This is a genomic window from Microbacterium sp. (assembly GCF_036566905.1).
Lineage (GTDB): Bacteria > Actinomycetota > Actinomycetes > Actinomycetales > Microbacteriaceae > Microbacterium.
In genome coordinates this window covers 1-16,607 of the sequence record NZ_DATCVK010000217.1, presented here as the reverse complement: position 1 = coordinate 16,607, position 16,607 = coordinate 1, and the positions used below count along the sequence as shown (strand labels likewise).

The following is a 16,607-nucleotide window of genomic DNA, read 5'->3' as shown; positions in this document are numbered from 1 at the left end:
GGGTTCAGCGGCGCCGGGCGGCCCGTCGGCGGCTGAGTGCGACGTAGGCGCCGAGGAGGCGCGGCACGACGACGTAGACCGCGAGCGGCACGACCACGGCCGTGAGCACGAGCGCGCGCAGGATCGGGTGCCATGACTCCGACACCGGACCGAGCAGCAGCATGCCGATCGACACGAGCGGGAAGATCGCCAGCCACGTCACGACCGCGCGCACGTGGACCGAAGGCGGCGCAACCGGTGCGGCCGGTGCGGCAGGCTTCTCGAGGTCTCCTTCGGCGGCGGCGGCGATGTCGGTGGCAGTGTCGCTCATGGGACTCCTCGGGTGCGGCATCCGCAACAGCGGGCAATAGGCAGTGGAGTCGTTCAAGCGCTCGGAGCGGCCGAGTATTCCACCGGCGCGAGAGGGACCGATCGGCCGTCAGTGGAGTGTGCCGCCGGGCGTGGACGCGTCCGCGGTCACATCGAGGCTGGTGCGCACGGCGATCTCGAGCGCGCGGGCGATGTCCGAGAGGGGGAGAATCGCCGAATCGGCGGAGGGCGCGTGCTCGGCAGACCACGGTACGTGGATGAATCCCGCACGGGTTCCGGATGCCGCCGCCTCGAGCGCCGTGAAGAAGACGTGGTTGCAGACGAACGTGCCCGCCGAGTACGACACCTCCGCAGGGATGCCGGCGCCGGCGATCCGCCGTGCGATCTCCTTCACCGGCAGCGTGGCGAAGTGCGCCGTCGCGGCTCCCGGCACGCTCGGCACGTCGACGGGCTGCTCGCCGACGTTGTCGGGGATGCGGGCGTCCACCAGGTTCACGGCGACGCGCTCGACGCCGATCGCGGCGCGTCCGCCTGCCAGCCCGGTGGCGATCACGACATCCGGCCGGTGCACGGCGACGAGCTCCCGCAGGCGCCCGGCCGCGCCGGTGAACGTGACCGGCAGCACGGCCGTGATGAGCATCTCGGGCCCGTCCCAGTGGGCGGCGACGCGGTGGACGGCCTCGCCGGAGGGGTTGGCGGCGTCGCCGCCGAACGGCTCGAACCCGGTCAGCAGCACGGTCGTCACGACACCAGGCTAGGCGGTGGGCTCCAGCACGATGGTTCCCGTCGCGATGGAGGCGCTCCGGAGACGCAGCCGCACCGTGGATCCCGGGGCGGCGTCCAGCCCGGCCACCTTGGCGGTCACCGGTGGATCCGTCAGCTGCACCCGCGCGCCGTCGTTGCGGCGGCCGAGCACCACGGCCTCGAAGAGCTGCCCTTCATGCCGCGAGAGCAGTGCCGCCTCGACCCGGTCGAGGGTGGCGGCATCCAGCCGGTTCGCCACGCCGTCACTGCGCGCCATGATCTGGGGAAGCGTCGGCAGGCTCTCCCGCACCCACACCGGCACCTCGCGCTGATTCGCCAGCGCTTCACACGTGACGAGCGACCACCGATCCACCAGCCGGCGCAGCGGAGCGGTGGCGTGGGCGTAGGGCGCGCCGATCGCAGCCTGCAGCGGATCGGCGGGTGCGCCGCCGTCGAAGGCGACGTAGCCGGCTCCGCGGAACAGGCCCGCGGCGGCATCCAGGATCGCCAGCGCGGCCGGCTGATCGCGATCGAGCGTGCGCAGATAGTCGCCGTACGAGACGCCTGCGGTCCAGGGGAGCCCCAGTGCCACCGTCTGCGCACGGAATGCTGCGACGTCGTCGGGGTCGGCGGCCGGCATGGTGCGGAGGATGCCGACCCCGCCGCGCAGCATGAGATCGGCCGCCGCCATGCCCGTCAGCAGGGAGACCTGCGCGTTCCAGTCCTCGACCGCCAGCGGCGCGTCCCGTTCGAGGCGGTAACCCGAATCGTCGGCGACGATGCGGGTCTCCGGCACGTTCAGGCTCACGCCGCCGCGCTCCGCCTCGCGTTGCCGGCGCAGCGGCCCGAACCAGGCGAGCGCCTGCAGGGCATCCGGCGCGGTGCCCGCGTCGATCGCGGCCTGGGCATCCACGTAGGTCCATTGGGCGCGCGAGCGGATCACCGCGCGGAGCAGGGTGGTCTCGACCGGCCGTGCGCCGTCGTCGAGCACGAATCGCCACACGAACGCGCGTCGCTCGCGCCCGGGCAGCAGCGAGGCGGCGTCCTCGCTGAGGGCCGGCGGATGCAGCGGGATCCGGCCGTCGGCCGCATACAGCGTCTGCCCGCGCAGGCGCGCCTCGTCGTCGACGACGCCGCCCGCCGTCACGAACGCCGGCAGGTCGGCGATGGCGTAGTGGAGCACCGCCCCCGTCGGCGTGCGCTCGAGGTGCAGCGCCTGATCGAGATCCGTGGAGCCCGCAGGATCGATCGTGAGGAACTCGATGTCGCGCAGGTCGTCGAGCTGCGCCGTCGCCGGATCGGTCGGAACGCTGCGCGCCGCCTGCTGTGCCTCGGCCTCCACCGCCGCCGGGAAGCCGGTCGGAAGGTCGAGCTCCGTACGCAGCTGCGCGAGCGACTCGGTCAGGTCGTCGTGGGCCCGCGCGGGGACCACTCGGGGGCGACGGGCGGGCACCCGCTCAGTGTAGGCAGACGGCCGGCGCGGGGGCGCCGACACTCGCCGGCGGGCGATCTGCGGCCGATGCTCCGAGAATCTCCGAACGGGCGGGAACCTTTCGCGGGATCGCGGACACTACTAGGTATGAGCGAGGACGAAGACGCGGCCCTGTGGGGACGGGTGCGCAACGGCGACGAATCGGCGTTGGGTACCCTGTTCGACCGCCACGAGGCACGACTGTTCCGCCACGCGCGCCGCCTCCTTTCCTCACGCGAGGACGCGAAGGATGCCGTCACCATCGCGTTCTTCGAGCTCTGGCGCAAGCGCGAGACGGTTCGTCTCGTCGACGGCTCCCCGCTCCCGTGGCTCCTCAACACGGTGTCCCACACCGCGCGGAATCTCGAGCGGTCCGCTCGTAGGTATCGGGCGCTGCTCGCGCGGACCCCCGCGGACGGCCATCATCCGCCGCCCGCCGCTGCAGACGAGACCGGCGTGCTTGCCGCGCTTCGCCGGCTCCCGGCTCGTGAGCAGAGCGTGGTCGTGCTCACCGTGCTCGAGGGATACCCCGAGCGAGCCGCGGCCGAGACGCTCGGCATCCCCGTCGGCACCGTGAAATCGCGGCTCGCCCGCGCGAAGGCGAAGCTGCGCGAAGACATGACCTCCATCGAGGGAGCATGGGCATGAACGACGAACTCACCCCGTACGAGCAGACCGAGATGCGGGACCTCGTGCTCGCCGGAGCACAGCGCATCCGCCCGGCTGGAAGACGCCGCATGCAGGTGGTGGCGGGTGCGGTGGCACTCGTCCTCATCGGCGTCGTGACAGGCGGTGCCCTGGCCACCGCGGCACTGCTGGGGTCCGACGCCAAGCCGGCTCCGGCCCCTACGGTGACCGAATCGGCCACCCCGACTCCGTCACCGGTGCCCGACCCGACTCCGACCGGGACGCCCGCGCCCTCGGTTCCGGTCGCGTCCGCCGAGGGCGTCACCCCTTTCGCGGGAAGTTGCGCGAATGCGCTGGATGAGACGGCGGTCGAGACCGCCACCGGAATCGACATGGTCGTGTCGGACTACCGGTGGAAGACGGGCGCGAATGACGTGCTCGGGGGAATCGACTGCGTGTGGGTCTCAGACGGTGTGTACCTCGCGGCGACGGTCCACCTCTACGCATACCCCGAGAGCGTCGTGAGCGACGGTGTCCGGGACGGCGCCGTCACCGGGTGCACGGAGTTCGAAGGCGACGACGCACGGATCGAGTGCACGCACGCGGGAGTGGTCGACGGCACGTGGATGCTGGTGCGAGCCTCCGGGCCCATCGGCGACGTGTCCCCCGCAGGCGTGTCCCAGCTCTTCGCGACGGCTTCCTCCGCACTTGCCGCCCACCCCGCTCCGAGCCCGGCGACACGGGCGGCGGGCTGGTGGCAACTGCCGGACTGCGCCCAGATCGCCGCGTCGATCGACCCGGCGCTCTATGGCTTCGAGCGGGTCGCACTCGCCGCAGAGCAGAGCACGTCCTGGTATTCGCAAGACCGGCCCGAGGGCATCGCGCTGTTCGCCGGTGCGACGACGTGGTGCGATCTCCACTTCACCGCCGGCAGCGGAGACACATCGCGCGGGGAGGTGGTCCGCATCGACGTGGTGCCGGGTGGTGCGATCGCCGTCCAGACCGCCCTCGAGTCGCCGGACGCGCAGCCCGTGAGCGTAGACGGCGCAGACGCCTCGGTGGTCGTCCCGGGTCTCGACCGCTACGAAGGCTCCGGCTCGGTGATCGTCGCGACGGACGGCGTGAACATCCTGATGGTGACGCCGGATTGGGCACGCAACACGGCGGACGCGGCGCCGCTCGCCTCGGTGGTCTTCGGGATGATGCACCCGTGACGCCGGGCGGCGGCATCCGTGCGTCCTAGACTTGACCCTCGTGGTCACCCGTCTGTCGCACTTCTTCCTCCGCACGCTCCGTGAAGACCCCGCCGACGCGGAGGTGACGAGCCACCGGCTGCTCGTGCGCGCCGGCTATATCCGGCGTGCCGCGCCGGGTGTGTTCACCTGGCTCCCGCTCGGGCTCAAGGTCAAGGCGAAGATCGAGAAGGTCATCCGCGACGAGATGACGAGCGCGGGCGCGTACGAGGTGCACTTCCCGGCGCTGCTGCCGCGCGACCCGTATGAAGCGTCGGGCCGTTGGACCTCGTACGGCGACGGCATCTTCCGCCTGCAGGACCGCAAGGGCGCCGACTATCTGCTCGCGCCGACGCACGAGGAGATGTTCACACTCCTCGTGAAGGACCTGTATTCGTCGTACAAGGACCTGCCGCTGACGATCTATCAGATCCAGGACAAGTACCGCGACGAGGCCCGTCCGCGTGCCGGCCTTCTGCGCGGGCGCGAGTTCACGATGAAGGACGCGTACTCGTTCGACTACACCGACGAGGGGCAGGATGCCTCGTACCAGTCGCAGCGCGACGCCTACGAGCGGATCTTCCAGGCCCTCGGACTCGAGTACGTCATCGTCGCCGCCGACAACGGGCTGATGGGCGGCGCCCGCTCGGAGGAGTTCCTGCACCCCACGGCCGTCGGCGAGGACACCTTCGTCCGGTCCGCGGGCGGCTACGCCGCGAACGTCGAGGCGTACACGACCACCGCACCGGCGCCGATCCCCTTCGACGGCATCGGCGCACCGGTGATCTTCGACTCTCCGAACACCCCGACGATCCAGACGCTGGTCGACCACGCGAACGCGCATCTCGACGCTCCCGCGTCGGGGATCGCCGGCCCCGCAACGGACGGCGCCGCAGAGTGGACGGCGGCGCACACGCTCAAGAACGTCGTGCTCGCCCTCACCCATCTCGACGGCACCCGCGAGCTCGTCGTCGTGGGCGTCCCCGGCGACCGCGACATCGATGACAAGCGCGTCGAGGTGGCCTTCGCACCCGCGGCCGTCGAGCCCGCCACAGAGCAGGACTTCGAGAAGCACCCGCTGCTCGTGAAGGGCTACATCGGTCCGTGGTCCGAGACCGGCGCCGTCCTCGGCGAGGAGTCGGCGACCGGCATCCGCTTTCTTCTCGATCCTCGTGTCGCCGACGGCACCGCCTGGATCACCGGCGCGAACATCGACCAGAAGCACGTCCACACTCTCGTCGCCGGCCGGGACTTCGCCGGTGACGGCTTCGTCGAGGTCGCGAACGTGCGGGCCGGAGACCCGGCGCCCGACGGCTCGGGGCCGGTCGAGCTCGCTCGCGGCATGGAGATCGGGCACGTCTTCCAGCTGGGCCGCTTCTTCGCCGAGACGCTGGGGCTCAAGGTCCTCGACGAGAACGGCAAGCTCGTCACCGTCACGATGGGCTCGTACGGCATCGGCGTCACCCGCATCCTGGCGATCATCGCCGAGCTCAACAACGACGACAAAGGTCTCATCTGGCCGCCGTCGGTGGCGCCGTTCGACGTCCACGTCGTCGCGGCCGGGCGCGAGGCCGTCATGTTCGACGTGGCCGAGAAGCTGTCGGCCGATCTGGACGCATCCGGCCTCGACGTGCTCTACGACGACCGTCCCAAGGTGTCTCCGGGCGTGAAGTTCGGCGACGCCGAGCTCGTCGGAGTGCCCAAGATCGTCATCGTCGGCCGTGGCGCCGCCGAGGGCCAGGTCGAGCTCTGGGACCGCCGCACCGGCGAACGCGAGGTCGTGCCGGTGGGCGAAGCCGTCGCGCGGCTGCACGGCTGAGCGCCGCGCTCGAGGTCAGCGGCGCCTCGGTTCGCACGGCCGCACGGGAGCCAGACGTCGCAGTTCGCCCCGGCTGAGCACACTGGCGTGGGCGAGTTGCCACCCGGCAGGATGTCGCACATGAGTCGCATCCTGGTGACCGCGATGCCGTTCACCGGTCACGTCGCGCCGATGACCGCGGTCGCACGGCAGCTCGTCGACCGTGGGCACGATGTGCGGTTCTCCACGGGATCGCGGTTCCGCTCCCGGGTCGAGGCGGCCGGCGCGCGCCTCGTGCCGTGGCGGGCCGCCCCCGACTTCGATGAGAACGACCTGTCCACCACGTTTCCGCGCCTCCTCGGCAGGAAGGGCGTGCAGCAGCTTCTCGTCAACATGGTCGACTGCTTCATCGGCACGGCGCCCGCACAGGTGGCCGATCTCACCTCCGAGTGGGAGCGCGCGCCGTGGGATGTGCTCGTCGCCGACGAGACTTCCGTCGGAGCGGTGCTGTTCAGCGAGCGGAATCGGATGCCGTGGGCCACCGTCGCCGTGCTGCCGCTGAATCTGCCGGGCCCGGCGGGCCCGCCGAGCGGGATGGGGATCCGCCCGGGGGGCAATCCGGTCACGAAGGCGCGTGACGCCGCCCTGCGCGGCCTGGTTCCTGTCATCTCGAGGCCGCTCACGCGGGCGATCGGCGAGGCGGAACGGGCAGTGGGACTGCGGCCGAGCGGCAGGACGATGGACCGGCTGGTGTTCTCGCCCACCTTGATCGCCGCAAGCGGTTCGCCGTCGCTCGACTACGGCCGCTCGGATCGTCCGCCGCAGCTGCACTTCGTCGGCGAACTGGCGGTGCATGCGATCCCGACGAGCCCGGCCGAACTCCCGTCGTGGTGGGGCGACCTCGACGGGCGGCGGGTCGTGCTGGTGACACAGGGCACGCAGAACATCGACCCCGAGGACCTCGTGCGGCCCGCTCTGAGTGCGCTGGAAGGCCGAGACGTGATCGTGGTGGCGACAACGGGCGTGGCTGGACGCGACGCCTTTCCCTTTCCGGTGCCCGGGAACGCGCGGGTGACCGGCCTCGCCCCGTTCGGCGCGCTGCTGCCGCGGGTCGATCTCGCCGTCACGAACGGCGGCTGGGGCGGCACGATCGCGGCTCTCGGTCACGGGATCCCGCTCGTCCTCGCCGGTGGCGACCTCGACAAGCCCGAGGTCGCTGCTCGCGTCGCGTGGAGCGGGGCGGGCGTGAACCTCCGCACGGGCACGCCGAAGGCGGATGCCGTCGGCGCTGCCGTCGACCGGATTCGTGACGAACGGTCGTTCCGAGAGGCGGCGGTTCGGGTGAGCGCCGAGCTGGCCGCGCTCGGCGGCGCGATGCACGCCGCCGAACTCATCGAAGACCTGCGCTGACCGGCGGCGTCGTCCTCGCCTCGAGGAACGCGGCACCCGCCGCACGTGTCCCTGTCGCCTCACGGCACGCCGAACGTCGTGCGACCCTCGGGTCGGAACGGGAGATCCGGGCGCTCCGCTCGCGTCGGCCCGCGCACGCGCGGGACGTGGCAACGTGGAGGCATGAACCACAGCGCTGCGGTGCCCCCTGAAGTGACCGAGGACATGCGCGGGATGCTCGCTGATGCGGGGATCACCGACAACGCCGATCTCGTCGCCCGCATCGTCGCGACCGGGATCGGGCTGGGCATGGACCGCGCCGACCGGCTCGACCTGAAGATCGCGAGCGCGGCGCTCACCGAGATGCGCGCCGCGTTCCACTTGTTCGCGCCATACGAGGACCTGCCGAAGGCGACGATCTTCGGCTCGGCCCGCACGCTCCCCGACGACGCGCTCTACCGTCAGGCATCGGAGGTCGCCGCCGCATTGGCGGAGAGCGGGTGGCTGGTCGTGACGGGCGCAGGCCCGGGGATCATGCAGGCGGCCGCGGAAGGAGCCGGTGCCCACAACTCCCTCGGCGTCTCGATCCGGCTGCCCTTCGAGGAGAAGCCGAACGCGATCGTCGGCGAGAACGCGCGGAACGTCACCATGAAGTACTTCTTCACGCGCAAGCTCATGCTCGTGAAGGAGTCGAAGGGCTTCGTGTGCGTGCCCGGCGGGTTCGGCACGCTGGATGAGATGTTCGAACTGCTCACTCTGCAGCAGACCGGGAAGGCCGACCCGATGCCGATCGTGCTCCTGGACGCGCCGGGTGGAACCTTCTGGTCGGGACTCCGACGCTTCGTCGACGATCACCTGATTCCGTCGGGGGTCATCTCCGAGGGCGATTTCGATCGCGTCGTGGTGACCGACTCCGTCGAGTCCGCAGTGGCCGCGCTGACCGGCTTCTACCGCAACTACGACTCGCTGAGGTGGGTCGGCAAGCGCCTGGTGCTGCGGCTGAAGAGCGAGCCGACGGATGCCGAGGTCTCGGCGTTGAACGCAGAGTTCGGCGCCCTGCTCGCCGACGGCCGCATCGAGCGCCGCGGCCCGCTCACCATCGAGCGTGAGGACGACGACCGCATCGAGCTGCCGCGCCTGGTGCTGCGGCTCAACCAGTTCCGCGTGGGCGAGCTGTACCGCCTGATCGCGGCGGTCAACGCGCTGGACTCTGCGCCGGCGGCCTGATCCGTCGCCGCTGAGGCCGACCAGGTGGCGAGGGGCCGCGCTGAGCAGGGCGGGCGCGCCGCGGCATCCGTCTCCTGGATGAGGGCCGCGGCACCGGTGGATTGGATGAGGCCGTTCTCATGCGTCCGTCGTTCGCCGTTCACCTGCGGTTCCGGTGGGCGTCGCCGCACGGGGCGAGGCTGACGGCATTCCCGGCCGACGCCGCCACGCCTGCAGAGAGGGCCCTCGTGAGCATCATCGAAGGATTCCGCCGTTCCCTTCCCCTCGCCGACCATGCGCGCGGCAAGCGCCTCGCGGCGACGTGCCAGTACAAGTGCGCGAATGCGTGCCTCGGGCCGGAGTGCAACTCCTCGCACAACGAGACCTTCCAGGAGGTGGCCTCGGCTGCACTGTCGCGCCGTGCGCTCCTCGGTCTCGGCGCCGCGGGTGCGCTCGCGATCGCCGTCGGTGGCCTTCGGTCGCAGACGCCGCTGTCGGCGCCCGGCTCGGCAGGCGTCGGAGGAGCGGGTGCGGCGTTCGCGCGCCCCGTCGGTGGCAGCCTGGCGTTCGACCCGATCGCCCCGGTGAACCGGCTCGTCGATGAAGTCACGGTTCCCTCGGGCTACACCTGGCGGCCCATCATCCGGTGGGGCGACCCTTTGTTCTCGAACGCCCCCGCCTTCGACATCAACGGCCAGTCGCCGGCGGCTCAGGCCCTGCAGTTCGGCTACAACTGCGACTACCTCGACATCGTCGCCGACCCGAGCGGCAAGACGGGCGTCCTCGTGAACAACCACGAGTACGTCAATCCCGAGATCATGTTCCCGCCGTCGAGCGACCCGGCAGAGCTGCAGCGCCGCGGCGACGTGTTCAAGGCGGCGCAGGGCATGTCGGTGGTCGAGATCCGCCGCAAGCGCACCGGTGAGCCGTGGTCGTACGTCGTCGACGGCTCACGCAACCGCCGGATCACGGTCGAGACGGTGTTCGAGCTGACCGGTCCTGCGGCCGGCACCGACCTGGTGAAGACGGCCGCCGATCCCGAGGGTCGCTGGGTGCACGGCACGCTCGGCAACTGCGCCGGCGGCACGACCCCGTGGGGCACCATCCTGTCGGGCGAGGAGAACTTCAACGGCTACTTCGCGTGGGCGGCCGACACTCCGGCCCAGAAGCGCTACCAGGCCACGCCGTCGACGTCCACCTCCACGGGGTGGGAGAAGTACGACCCCCGCTTCGACGCGCACAACGCCGACTACGTCAACGAGCCCAACCGTTTCGGCTACATCGTCGAGATCGACCCGCAGGATCCGAGCTCGACGCCCCGCAAGCACACCGCGATGGGCCGCTTCAAGCACGAGGGTGCGAACGTCATCGTGGCCGAGGACGGCCACGTGGTCGCGTACATGGGCGACGACGAGCGCAACGACTACCTGTACAAGTTCGTCTCGAAGAACAAGATCTCGGGCTCGCGCAGGAAGAACCTGCAGCTGCTGAGCGAGGGCGACCTGTATGTCGCGAAGTTCTCGGGCAACTCGCCGGCCGGCGAGATCCTCGGCACCGGAGCGCTTCCGAGCGATGGGCTGTTCGACGGCTCGGGCCGCTGGATCCCGCTCACGCAGAACGGTCAGAGCGTCGTGCCCGGCTTCACGACCGAGCAGGTCCTCGTCTACACGCGCCTCGCGGCGGATGCGGTCGGCGCGACGAAGATGGACCGTCCGGAGGACGTCGAGCCGAGCCCGAAGACCGGCAAGGTGTACCTGGCACTCACGAACAACTCCGCCCGCTCCGCCGCGACGATCGACGAGACCAACCCGGTCACCGGCAACCGCTACGGGCACGTGGTGGAGCTGACCGAGACGGCAGGGCAGTCGGGAACCACCTTCGGCTGGAGCATCCTGCTCCTCTGCGGTGACCCGGCGACCTTCGCCAACTCGTACTTCGCCGGCTTCCCCCAGGAGCTCGTGTCGCCGATCTCCTGCCCCGACAACGTCGCGTTCGACTCGGCCGGCAACCTCTGGATCTCCACCGACGGTGCGCCCAGCACGATCGGCTACAACGACGGGCTCTTCCTCGTGCCGCTCGAGGGTGCCGAGCGCGGCCACGTGCAGCAGTTCCTCTCCGTGCCGCGCGAGGCTGAGACCTGCGGCCCGGTGATCCACGACGAGGAAGGCCTCGTCTTCGTCGCGGTGCAGCATCCCGGTGAGGGCGGCACGTTCGCGTCGCCGACCTCCCTGTTCCCCGACTACGGGTCGACCCTGCCGGGCGCCGTGCCGACGGCGCCGCGCCCGTCGGTGGTGCAGGTCTACCGCGCCTGAGCGACCGCCGACGAGAGATGCCGCGCCGCCTGATCTCAGGCGGCGCGGCATCCGGCGCCGGTCAGCAGCTGACCTTGCCGTGCGACATGGTGTCGTCGGGCGTGTCCTTCGTCACCAGCGACTTGAGCATCCCCGCTGCGGTGACGAGCTTGCCGTGACGCGGCTCCCAGAACTCGCACTCCACGGGTGTCACGCGCAGCAGCACGATGCCGGGGGTGTCCAGTCCGTCCTCGAACCAGATGTCGAGGCTGGGGGAGTAGAGCTCCTTCATCTTCGCCTCGTCGCGCACGACTTCGGCGCGCCCCGCGACCGAGACGTACCGGTGACCCTTCGGATCGAGGTACGACAGTCCGACGTCGTGCTGCGGGTCGGCCTGGGCCTCGGCGACCTTGCCGGTTCCCGCGAGGGTGAAGAACCAGATGTCGCCCGCGTCGTCCATCTGCCGCGTGCTCATCGGACGGCTCACGAGATTGCCCGCGGCATCCCGGGTGGTGAGCATCGTGAAGTCGATGTCCTCGACCAGCTCCTTGACCCGGGCGATCGCCTCCGGGCCGGTGACGAGATCTTCTTCTGTGTGTGTCATGCCCTCAGAATCGGCGATGCCGCGGATCTCCTCCAGGGCATTGACAGCAAGGATGCTGCACCCTCCACGCCCGCCGCGGCATCCGCATCCGTCCTCGGTCGAGGGCTCCGCATGCACTCACATCCGAGCGACGCGGGCGCGGGCGACGGTGAAGATGCCATAGGCGATGAAGCCCACGCCGACCGTCCAGGCGAGCGCCGGACCGAACGGCAGGGCGAGCAGCGCGTCGACCGCGCCGTCCAGCCCGCCGGCGGTCTCGGCGTCCGTGGCCACCGCGGCGATGACGAGCAGCACCCCGACGATCGTGAGGGCCACGCCCTTGGCGACGAAGCCGACTATCCCGAGCGTCGTGAGCGTGCGTCCGCGCTTGCCGTCCGGGATGCGCATGCGTGTGCGGAAGCTCCGCATGATCCCCATCACGATGAAGGCGATGCCGCCGATTGCGATGCCGAGACCGATGAGCCCGAGCAGGACCGGACCGCCGGGCACCTCCAGCAGTCCGCGGCTCGCGTCCTCGGCGGCCTCCTCGGCGTCGGGTCGCGCGCCCATCGCCACCGCCGCCGAGATGATGCCCAGTGCGATGAAGACCGCGGCCTGCCCCCATTCGGCCAGCCGTCGGCCCCACTTGCGCGCGGCGCCCTTCGCGTCGCCCGATCGGTCACGCGCGAGGAGCCCTTCGGCCGCGTGCCACACGCCCAGCGCCCACAGTCCGACGGCGATGAGCCAGAGGACGACGAAGCCGGCCGGGGCGCCCGCCACCGCCTTCATCGCACCCGCCTGGTCGCCCTCGCCGCGCCCGCCCGCAGCGAGCACGATGACGATGACCCCGATCAGCAGGTGGATCACGCCGTTGGCGACGTATCCGGCGCGCGCCACGGCCTCGAAGACGGCGCTGGACTCCGCCTCGCGGGCCAGTTGCTTCGCGTTCGCTTTCACGTGTTCACGGTAGACCCGGCATTCCGCGGAACGCGGGGCTTGACGCGGATCATGCGGGATGCCTGGACCACCACGAGGGTCCGCCGCGGTGCGGCCTCAGGCGTCCATCGGCGAGCGGACCTATCATGGGGCGGATGATCCGCGAGGACCGTCGACCGCTCCCGTCCGGATGGAGCGTCGTGCCGCGACTCGTGCGCGGGGCTCCGCCGGCGGTGCTCGTCGTGGTGGGCGCGCTCTCGCTGCTGGTCGGACTCCTCATCGTGACCCGGCCTCTCACCTCGCTGGTCCTCCTCACCGTCTACGTGGGATTGAGTGCCATCTTCTCCGGCGTGGCACGGCTGATCGCGGCGCCCGAGACGGCGCTGTGGTCCCGCGTCGGCTTCGGCGTCGTGTGGATCGCGCTGGGACTTGCGATCCTCCTCGGCCTCGGCCGCACCCTGGAGCTTCTCCCGGAGATCATCGCGGTGCTGCTGGTGCTCGGCGGCCTGGCCTCGGTCTACGACGCGGTGCGGCGGGGGAGTGTCAGCCAGCGCGTGCTCGCCGGCGTCTGGGGCGGGGCGCAGATCGCGTTCGGCATCCTGTCGTATGCCTGGCCCGACGTGACGGTGCTCGTCGTCGCGCTGATCTTCGGGGTGCGGACGGTGATCTTCGGCGCGTCCATGCTCGTCCGCGCCGTGCGCGCGTTCGTCGAGGGCAGGCGCTCGGTGCCCGCCACCGGTGAGCCTGGACGGGTACGAGAGAAGACAGGCACGTCGGCGCGAGAGGTCCCCGACCGCTCGGGTGCGGCTCCCGCTTCGGCAGAGGCGGCGCCTCAGGCCGCGGGATCCGCCTCCGCCGCGGGACCCGCCTCCACCCCTTCTGCGGTTGCGCCGAGGCGGCGTCGCGCGCGCGCCGCCTGGCTGGCCGCCGGCCGGTACGCCCTCTCCGCACTGCTGGTGGCGCTCGCCGCCGGTGGGTGGTGGGCGAACGGCTGGTTCGAGGACGGCGCGCAGGTCGTGGACGCCTTCTACGACCCGCCGACCGTCGTGCCTTACGAGCACGGGCGTCTGATCCGTACCGACGACTTCTCGGGGCAGAAGCCCTCCGGCGCCGACGTCCGCCGAATTCTCTACACGACCCGCGACGCGAACGGACAGCCCGCGGTGGCGAGCGCACTCGTGATCGTGCCGCAGCAGGCGCCGCCGGGCCCGCGGCCGGTCGTCGTCTGGAACCACGGGACGACCGGCGTCGCCCGCGGCTGCGCGCCCAGCCTGCGTGACGCCTCCGCCACGAAGTGGGCGATACCGGGTCTCGATCAGGCGCTCGCACGCGGATGGGTCGTCGTGGCGTCCGACTACTCCGGCCAGGGTGCGCCAGGCGTCTTTCCCTATCTCATCGGCCGCGGCGAAGCGCGGTCCTCACTCGACGCGGTGGCCGCCGCGGGCGAGTTGGACGATCTCACACTGTCGAGCCGAACCGTCGTCTGGGGACACTCGCAGGGCGGCCACGCGGCGCTGTGGACGTCGCAGATCGCCGACGACTACGCACCCGACCTCGATATCCGGGGCACGGCGCTGCTGGCGCCGGCCGCCGAGCCGGTCGAGCTGGCCGAGGAGCTGACCAGCGGCGATGCCAACGCGCTGCTGTCCATCCTCATCTCTTGGGTGCTCGTGCCGTACGCCGACACCTACGACGACGTGGACCTCACGGACTACATCGCCCCGGGCTCGGAGGCTATCGTCCGCGAGATGACGCAGCGGTGTCCGTCCGAGCCCGGCGTCATCGTGTCGGTGGCGACGGCGCTGGGCGTCTCCGAGGACCGCCCGCTGTTCGTGGGCGACCTCACCACCGGCACGCTCGGCCGTCGCCTCGAGGACAACACGCCCACCGGCCCCTGGGAGCAGCCGATCCTCATCGCCTGGGGCGACGAGGACGAGGTCATCCCACCTCACCTGCAGCACGAGTTCGTCGATCGGCTGTGCGCGCAGGGCAACCAGGTCCGCAGCCTCGAATACCGCGGTTACGACCACCTGCGCACCCTGCTCCCGGGCTCGCATTTCGTGCCCGTGCTCATCAACTGGACCGACGCGCGGTTCCGTCACGCCGCCACGCACGTCGACGACTGTCCGACCGAGTAGGCGCCCAGAACCCCGCCACCGAGGTCTGCTCGCCGGACCCCCTGCGAGCCCCCTCAGCCGTGCATCGGACTCCCAGAACCGTGCGCCGCGCCATCGGGTAACGTTGTAGGGTTCCGGCGCGCGTCGACGCGCCGGTGAGAGCTGAATATGGAGGCCACTGTGGACATCGATCTCGGACTGCTGCGGACTGTCGAGCGCGAGAAGGAGATCCCCTTCGACGAGCTCGTTCGCATCATCGAACAGGCGATCCTGACCGCCTACGCCAAGCACACGTCGCCCACCGGCGAACTGCCGGAGGGCGCGCGCTCGGAACTGGACCGCAAGACCGGTCACGTGGCCGTGTTCATCCCCGTCCTCGACGACGAAGGAGCTGTCGTCGGCGAGGAGGAGTCGACTCCCGAGGACTTCGGCCGCATCGCCGCATTCGCCGCGAAGCAGGTCATCAGCCAGCGTCTGCGCGACATCGCCGACGACGCCGTCCTGGGCGAGTTCCGCGGCAAGGAGGGCGACATCGTCGCCGGCATCGTGCAGCAGGGTCCGAACCCGCGCATGGTGCACGTGGATCTCGGCTCGGTCGAGGCCATCCTGCCGCCCGAGGAGCAGGTGCCCAGCGAGGACTACGCGCACGGCGCTCGCCTGCGCGTGTACGTGACGTCGGTCGCCAAGGGCACGAAGGGACCGCAGATCACGGTGTCCCGCACTCATCCCGGTCTGGTGCGGAAGCTGTTCGCGCTCGAGGTGCCCGAGATCCCTGCCGGACTCGTCGAGATCGTCTCCCTCGCGCGCGAAGCCGGTCACCGCACCAAGATCGCGGTCAAGGCGAACGACCCGTCCATCAACGCCAAGGGCGCCTGCATCGGCGAACTCGGCCGACGTGTGCGTGCCGTGACGGAGGAGCTCGGCGGCGAGAAGATCGACATCGTCGACTACGACCCCGAGCTGGCGAAGTTCGTCGCGAACGCGCTCTCGCCCGCGAAGGTGACCTCGAGCTTCGTCCTGGATGCCTCGAACAAGGCCGTGCGAGCCCTCGTGCCGGACTACCAGCTGTCGCTCGCCATCGGCAAGGAGGGGCAGAACGCCCGCCTGGCCGCCAAGCTCACCGGCGCCAAGATCGACATCCAGCCCGACAGCATTCTCGAGGAGGGCTGAGCCGCTCCCGCGGCTCCGCCCGCTCCGCGGAGCGAGGAAGGGGTCCGGGGCATATCGCCCCGGGGTGTAGACGAAGGGGGTCCGGGGCATATCGCCCCGGGGTGTAGAATGGAACCTGTACGAACGTGCGTCGGTTGCCGCACGCGTGCTCCCCGGTCCACTCTCCTCAGGGTGGTCTCCATCGATTCCGTCCTCGTCCTCGACGAGCGCGCATCGATGCCCGGACGAGGCGCGTGGGTGCACAAGACACCGGAGTGCATGGATGCCGCCCTGCGGCGCCGTGCCTTCGTACGCGCATTGCGTGTGTCAGGCCCGCTTGACACGCAGACCATCGACCAGTACCTACAGCGAACAAAAGGCTGAACGGCTATGGAAACAAAGTGAACGGCTCGAAATGAGACCCGTCCGCGATTAACGGTCTGCCCTGTCTGGGTGGACCCAGACAGGAGAATTTGTGGCTGCCAAACCACGCGTGCACGAGATCGCTTCCGAGCTCGGCGTCGACAGCAAGGTCGCGCTCGAGAAGCTGAAGGCGCTCGGCGAATACGTCAAGAGCCCCTCGTCCACCATCGAACCCCCCGTGGCGCGCAAGCTGCGCGCTGCGCTCGAGGCCGACGGCGTCGGCAAGTCGACTGACGGCGCACCTGCAGCGAAGCCCGCTGCCGCATCGCCCGCCCCCTCGGCGGCGAAGCCCGGTGCGTCCGCGGTCAAGCCCGGCCCGGCCGTCAAGCCCG

The 16,607-nt window shown here is 70.6% G+C and carries 15 protein-coding genes; 10 read left to right on the top strand and 5 right to left on the bottom strand.

What is annotated here, in order from left to right:
- Positions 1 to 4: 4 nt before the first annotated feature.
- The 3 genes from VIP82_RS18620 to VIP82_RS18610 all read right to left on the bottom strand — a co-directional run bounded on the left by VIP82_RS18620 (position 5) and on the right by VIP82_RS18610 (position 2,506).
- Entirely contained in the window at positions 5 to 310 is a 306-nt protein-coding gene (locus VIP82_RS18620; RefSeq protein WP_331911351.1) for a hypothetical protein, read from the bottom strand.
- A gap of 108 nt (positions 311 to 418) precedes the next feature.
- Positions 419 to 1,054 (bottom strand): pyroglutamyl-peptidase I, encoded by a 636-nt coding sequence (pcp, locus tag VIP82_RS18615; protein ID WP_331911349.1) that lies wholly within the window; start codon positions 1,052 to 1,054, stop codon positions 419 to 421.
- 9 nt (positions 1,055 to 1,063) lie between these two features.
- Complete coding sequence (locus tag VIP82_RS18610) at positions 1,064 to 2,506, bottom strand: RNB domain-containing ribonuclease (protein ID WP_331911347.1); 1,443 nt, start codon at positions 2,504 to 2,506, stop codon at positions 1,064 to 1,066.
- Positions 2,507 to 2,632: 126 nt separating this feature from the next.
- Here VIP82_RS18610 and VIP82_RS18605 point away from each other — a divergent pair, with 126 nt between their 5' ends.
- The 6 genes from VIP82_RS18605 (at position 2,633) to VIP82_RS18580 (ending at position 11,088) form a co-directional block, all read left to right on the top strand.
- Positions 2,633 to 3,172, top strand: coding sequence for an RNA polymerase sigma factor (locus VIP82_RS18605; RefSeq protein WP_331911345.1), 540 nt, complete (start codon positions 2,633 to 2,635; stop codon positions 3,170 to 3,172).
- Positions 3,169 to 4,365, top strand: coding sequence for a hypothetical protein (locus VIP82_RS18600; RefSeq protein WP_331911343.1), 1,197 nt, complete (start codon positions 3,169 to 3,171; stop codon positions 4,363 to 4,365). Before VIP82_RS18605 ends, VIP82_RS18600 begins: the two co-directional genes overlap by 4 nt.
- 40 nt (positions 4,366 to 4,405) lie before the next feature.
- Positions 4,406 to 6,202, top strand: coding sequence for a proline--tRNA ligase (locus tag VIP82_RS18595; protein ID WP_331911341.1), 1,797 nt, complete (start codon positions 4,406 to 4,408; stop codon positions 6,200 to 6,202).
- A 120-nt stretch (positions 6,203 to 6,322) separates the two neighbouring features.
- A complete protein-coding gene (locus VIP82_RS18590) occupies positions 6,323 to 7,591 on the top strand; it encodes a glycosyltransferase (RefSeq protein ID WP_331911339.1) in 1,269 nt (422 codons plus the stop codon).
- 162 nt (positions 7,592 to 7,753) lie between these two features.
- On the top strand, positions 7,754 to 8,797 hold the full coding sequence (locus tag VIP82_RS18585) for an LOG family protein (protein WP_331911337.1): 1,044 nt from the start codon (positions 7,754 to 7,756) through the stop codon (positions 8,795 to 8,797).
- A 227-nt stretch (positions 8,798 to 9,024) separates the two neighbouring features.
- Positions 9,025 to 11,088, top strand: coding sequence for a PhoX family protein (locus VIP82_RS18580; RefSeq protein WP_331911335.1), 2,064 nt, complete (start codon positions 9,025 to 9,027; stop codon positions 11,086 to 11,088).
- Between the two features lie 61 nt (positions 11,089 to 11,149).
- On the opposite strand, the gene VIP82_RS18575 is transcribed toward VIP82_RS18580, so the two are convergent.
- Positions 11,150 to 11,671 carry a pyridoxamine 5'-phosphate oxidase family protein gene (locus tag VIP82_RS18575; RefSeq protein ID WP_331911333.1) on the bottom strand — a complete coding sequence of 174 codons (522 nt, stop codon included), beginning with the start codon at positions 11,669 to 11,671 and terminating at the stop codon, positions 11,150 to 11,152.
- Between the two features lie 117 nt (positions 11,672 to 11,788).
- Entirely contained in the window at positions 11,789 to 12,607 is an 819-nt protein-coding gene (locus VIP82_RS18570; RefSeq protein ID WP_331911331.1) for a DUF1206 domain-containing protein, read from the bottom strand.
- 125 nt (positions 12,608 to 12,732) lie between these two features.
- On the opposite strand from VIP82_RS18570, the gene VIP82_RS18565 reads away from it, so the two are divergent.
- From VIP82_RS18565 to VIP82_RS18550, 4 genes are all read left to right on the top strand, one after another.
- Positions 12,733 to 14,724, top strand: coding sequence for a lipase family protein (locus VIP82_RS18565; RefSeq protein ID WP_414684702.1), 1,992 nt, complete (start codon positions 12,733 to 12,735; stop codon positions 14,722 to 14,724).
- Between the two features lie 159 nt (positions 14,725 to 14,883).
- The gene (gene nusA / locus VIP82_RS18560) at positions 14,884 to 15,873 is read left to right on the top strand and encodes a transcription termination factor NusA (RefSeq protein WP_331911327.1); all 990 of its coding nucleotides are present in this window, start codon (positions 14,884 to 14,886) and stop codon (positions 15,871 to 15,873) included.
- Positions 15,874 to 15,981: 108 nt separating this feature from the next.
- Entirely contained in the window at positions 15,982 to 16,236 is a 255-nt protein-coding gene (locus VIP82_RS18555; protein ID WP_331911325.1) for a YlxR family protein, read from the top strand.
- 91 nt (positions 16,237 to 16,327) lie between these two features.
- A partial coding sequence (locus tag VIP82_RS18550) for a translation initiation factor IF-2 N-terminal domain-containing protein (RefSeq protein WP_331911323.1) occupies positions 16,328 to 16,607 on the top strand: 280 nt, incomplete at its 3' end.

What these genes read in the sequence shown, in the direction of transcription:
- VIP82_RS18620 (WP_331911351.1), bottom strand. Translation starts at nt 310, where the DNA reads ATGAGCGACACTGCCACCGACATCGCCGCCGCCGCCGAAGGAGACCTC.
- VIP82_RS18605 (WP_331911345.1), top strand. Translation starts at nt 2,633, where the DNA reads ATGAGCGAGGACGAAGACGCGGCCCTGTGGGGACGGGTGCGCAACGGC.
- VIP82_RS18600 (WP_331911343.1), top strand. Translation starts at nt 3,169, where the DNA reads ATGAACGACGAACTCACCCCGTACGAGCAGACCGAGATGCGGGACCTC.
- VIP82_RS18590 (WP_331911339.1), top strand. Translation starts at nt 6,323, where the DNA reads ATGAGTCGCATCCTGGTGACCGCGATGCCGTTCACCGGTCACGTCGCG.
- VIP82_RS18585 (WP_331911337.1), top strand. Translation starts at nt 7,754, where the DNA reads ATGAACCACAGCGCTGCGGTGCCCCCTGAAGTGACCGAGGACATGCGC.
- VIP82_RS18575 (WP_331911333.1), bottom strand. Translation starts at nt 11,671, where the DNA reads ATGACACACACAGAAGAAGATCTCGTCACCGGCCCGGAGGCGATCGCC.
- VIP82_RS18565 (WP_414684702.1), top strand. Translation starts at nt 12,733, where the DNA reads ATGGGGCGGATGATCCGCGAGGACCGTCGACCGCTCCCGTCCGGATGG.
- VIP82_RS18555 (WP_331911325.1), top strand. Translation starts at nt 15,982, where the DNA reads ATGGAACCTGTACGAACGTGCGTCGGTTGCCGCACGCGTGCTCCCCGG.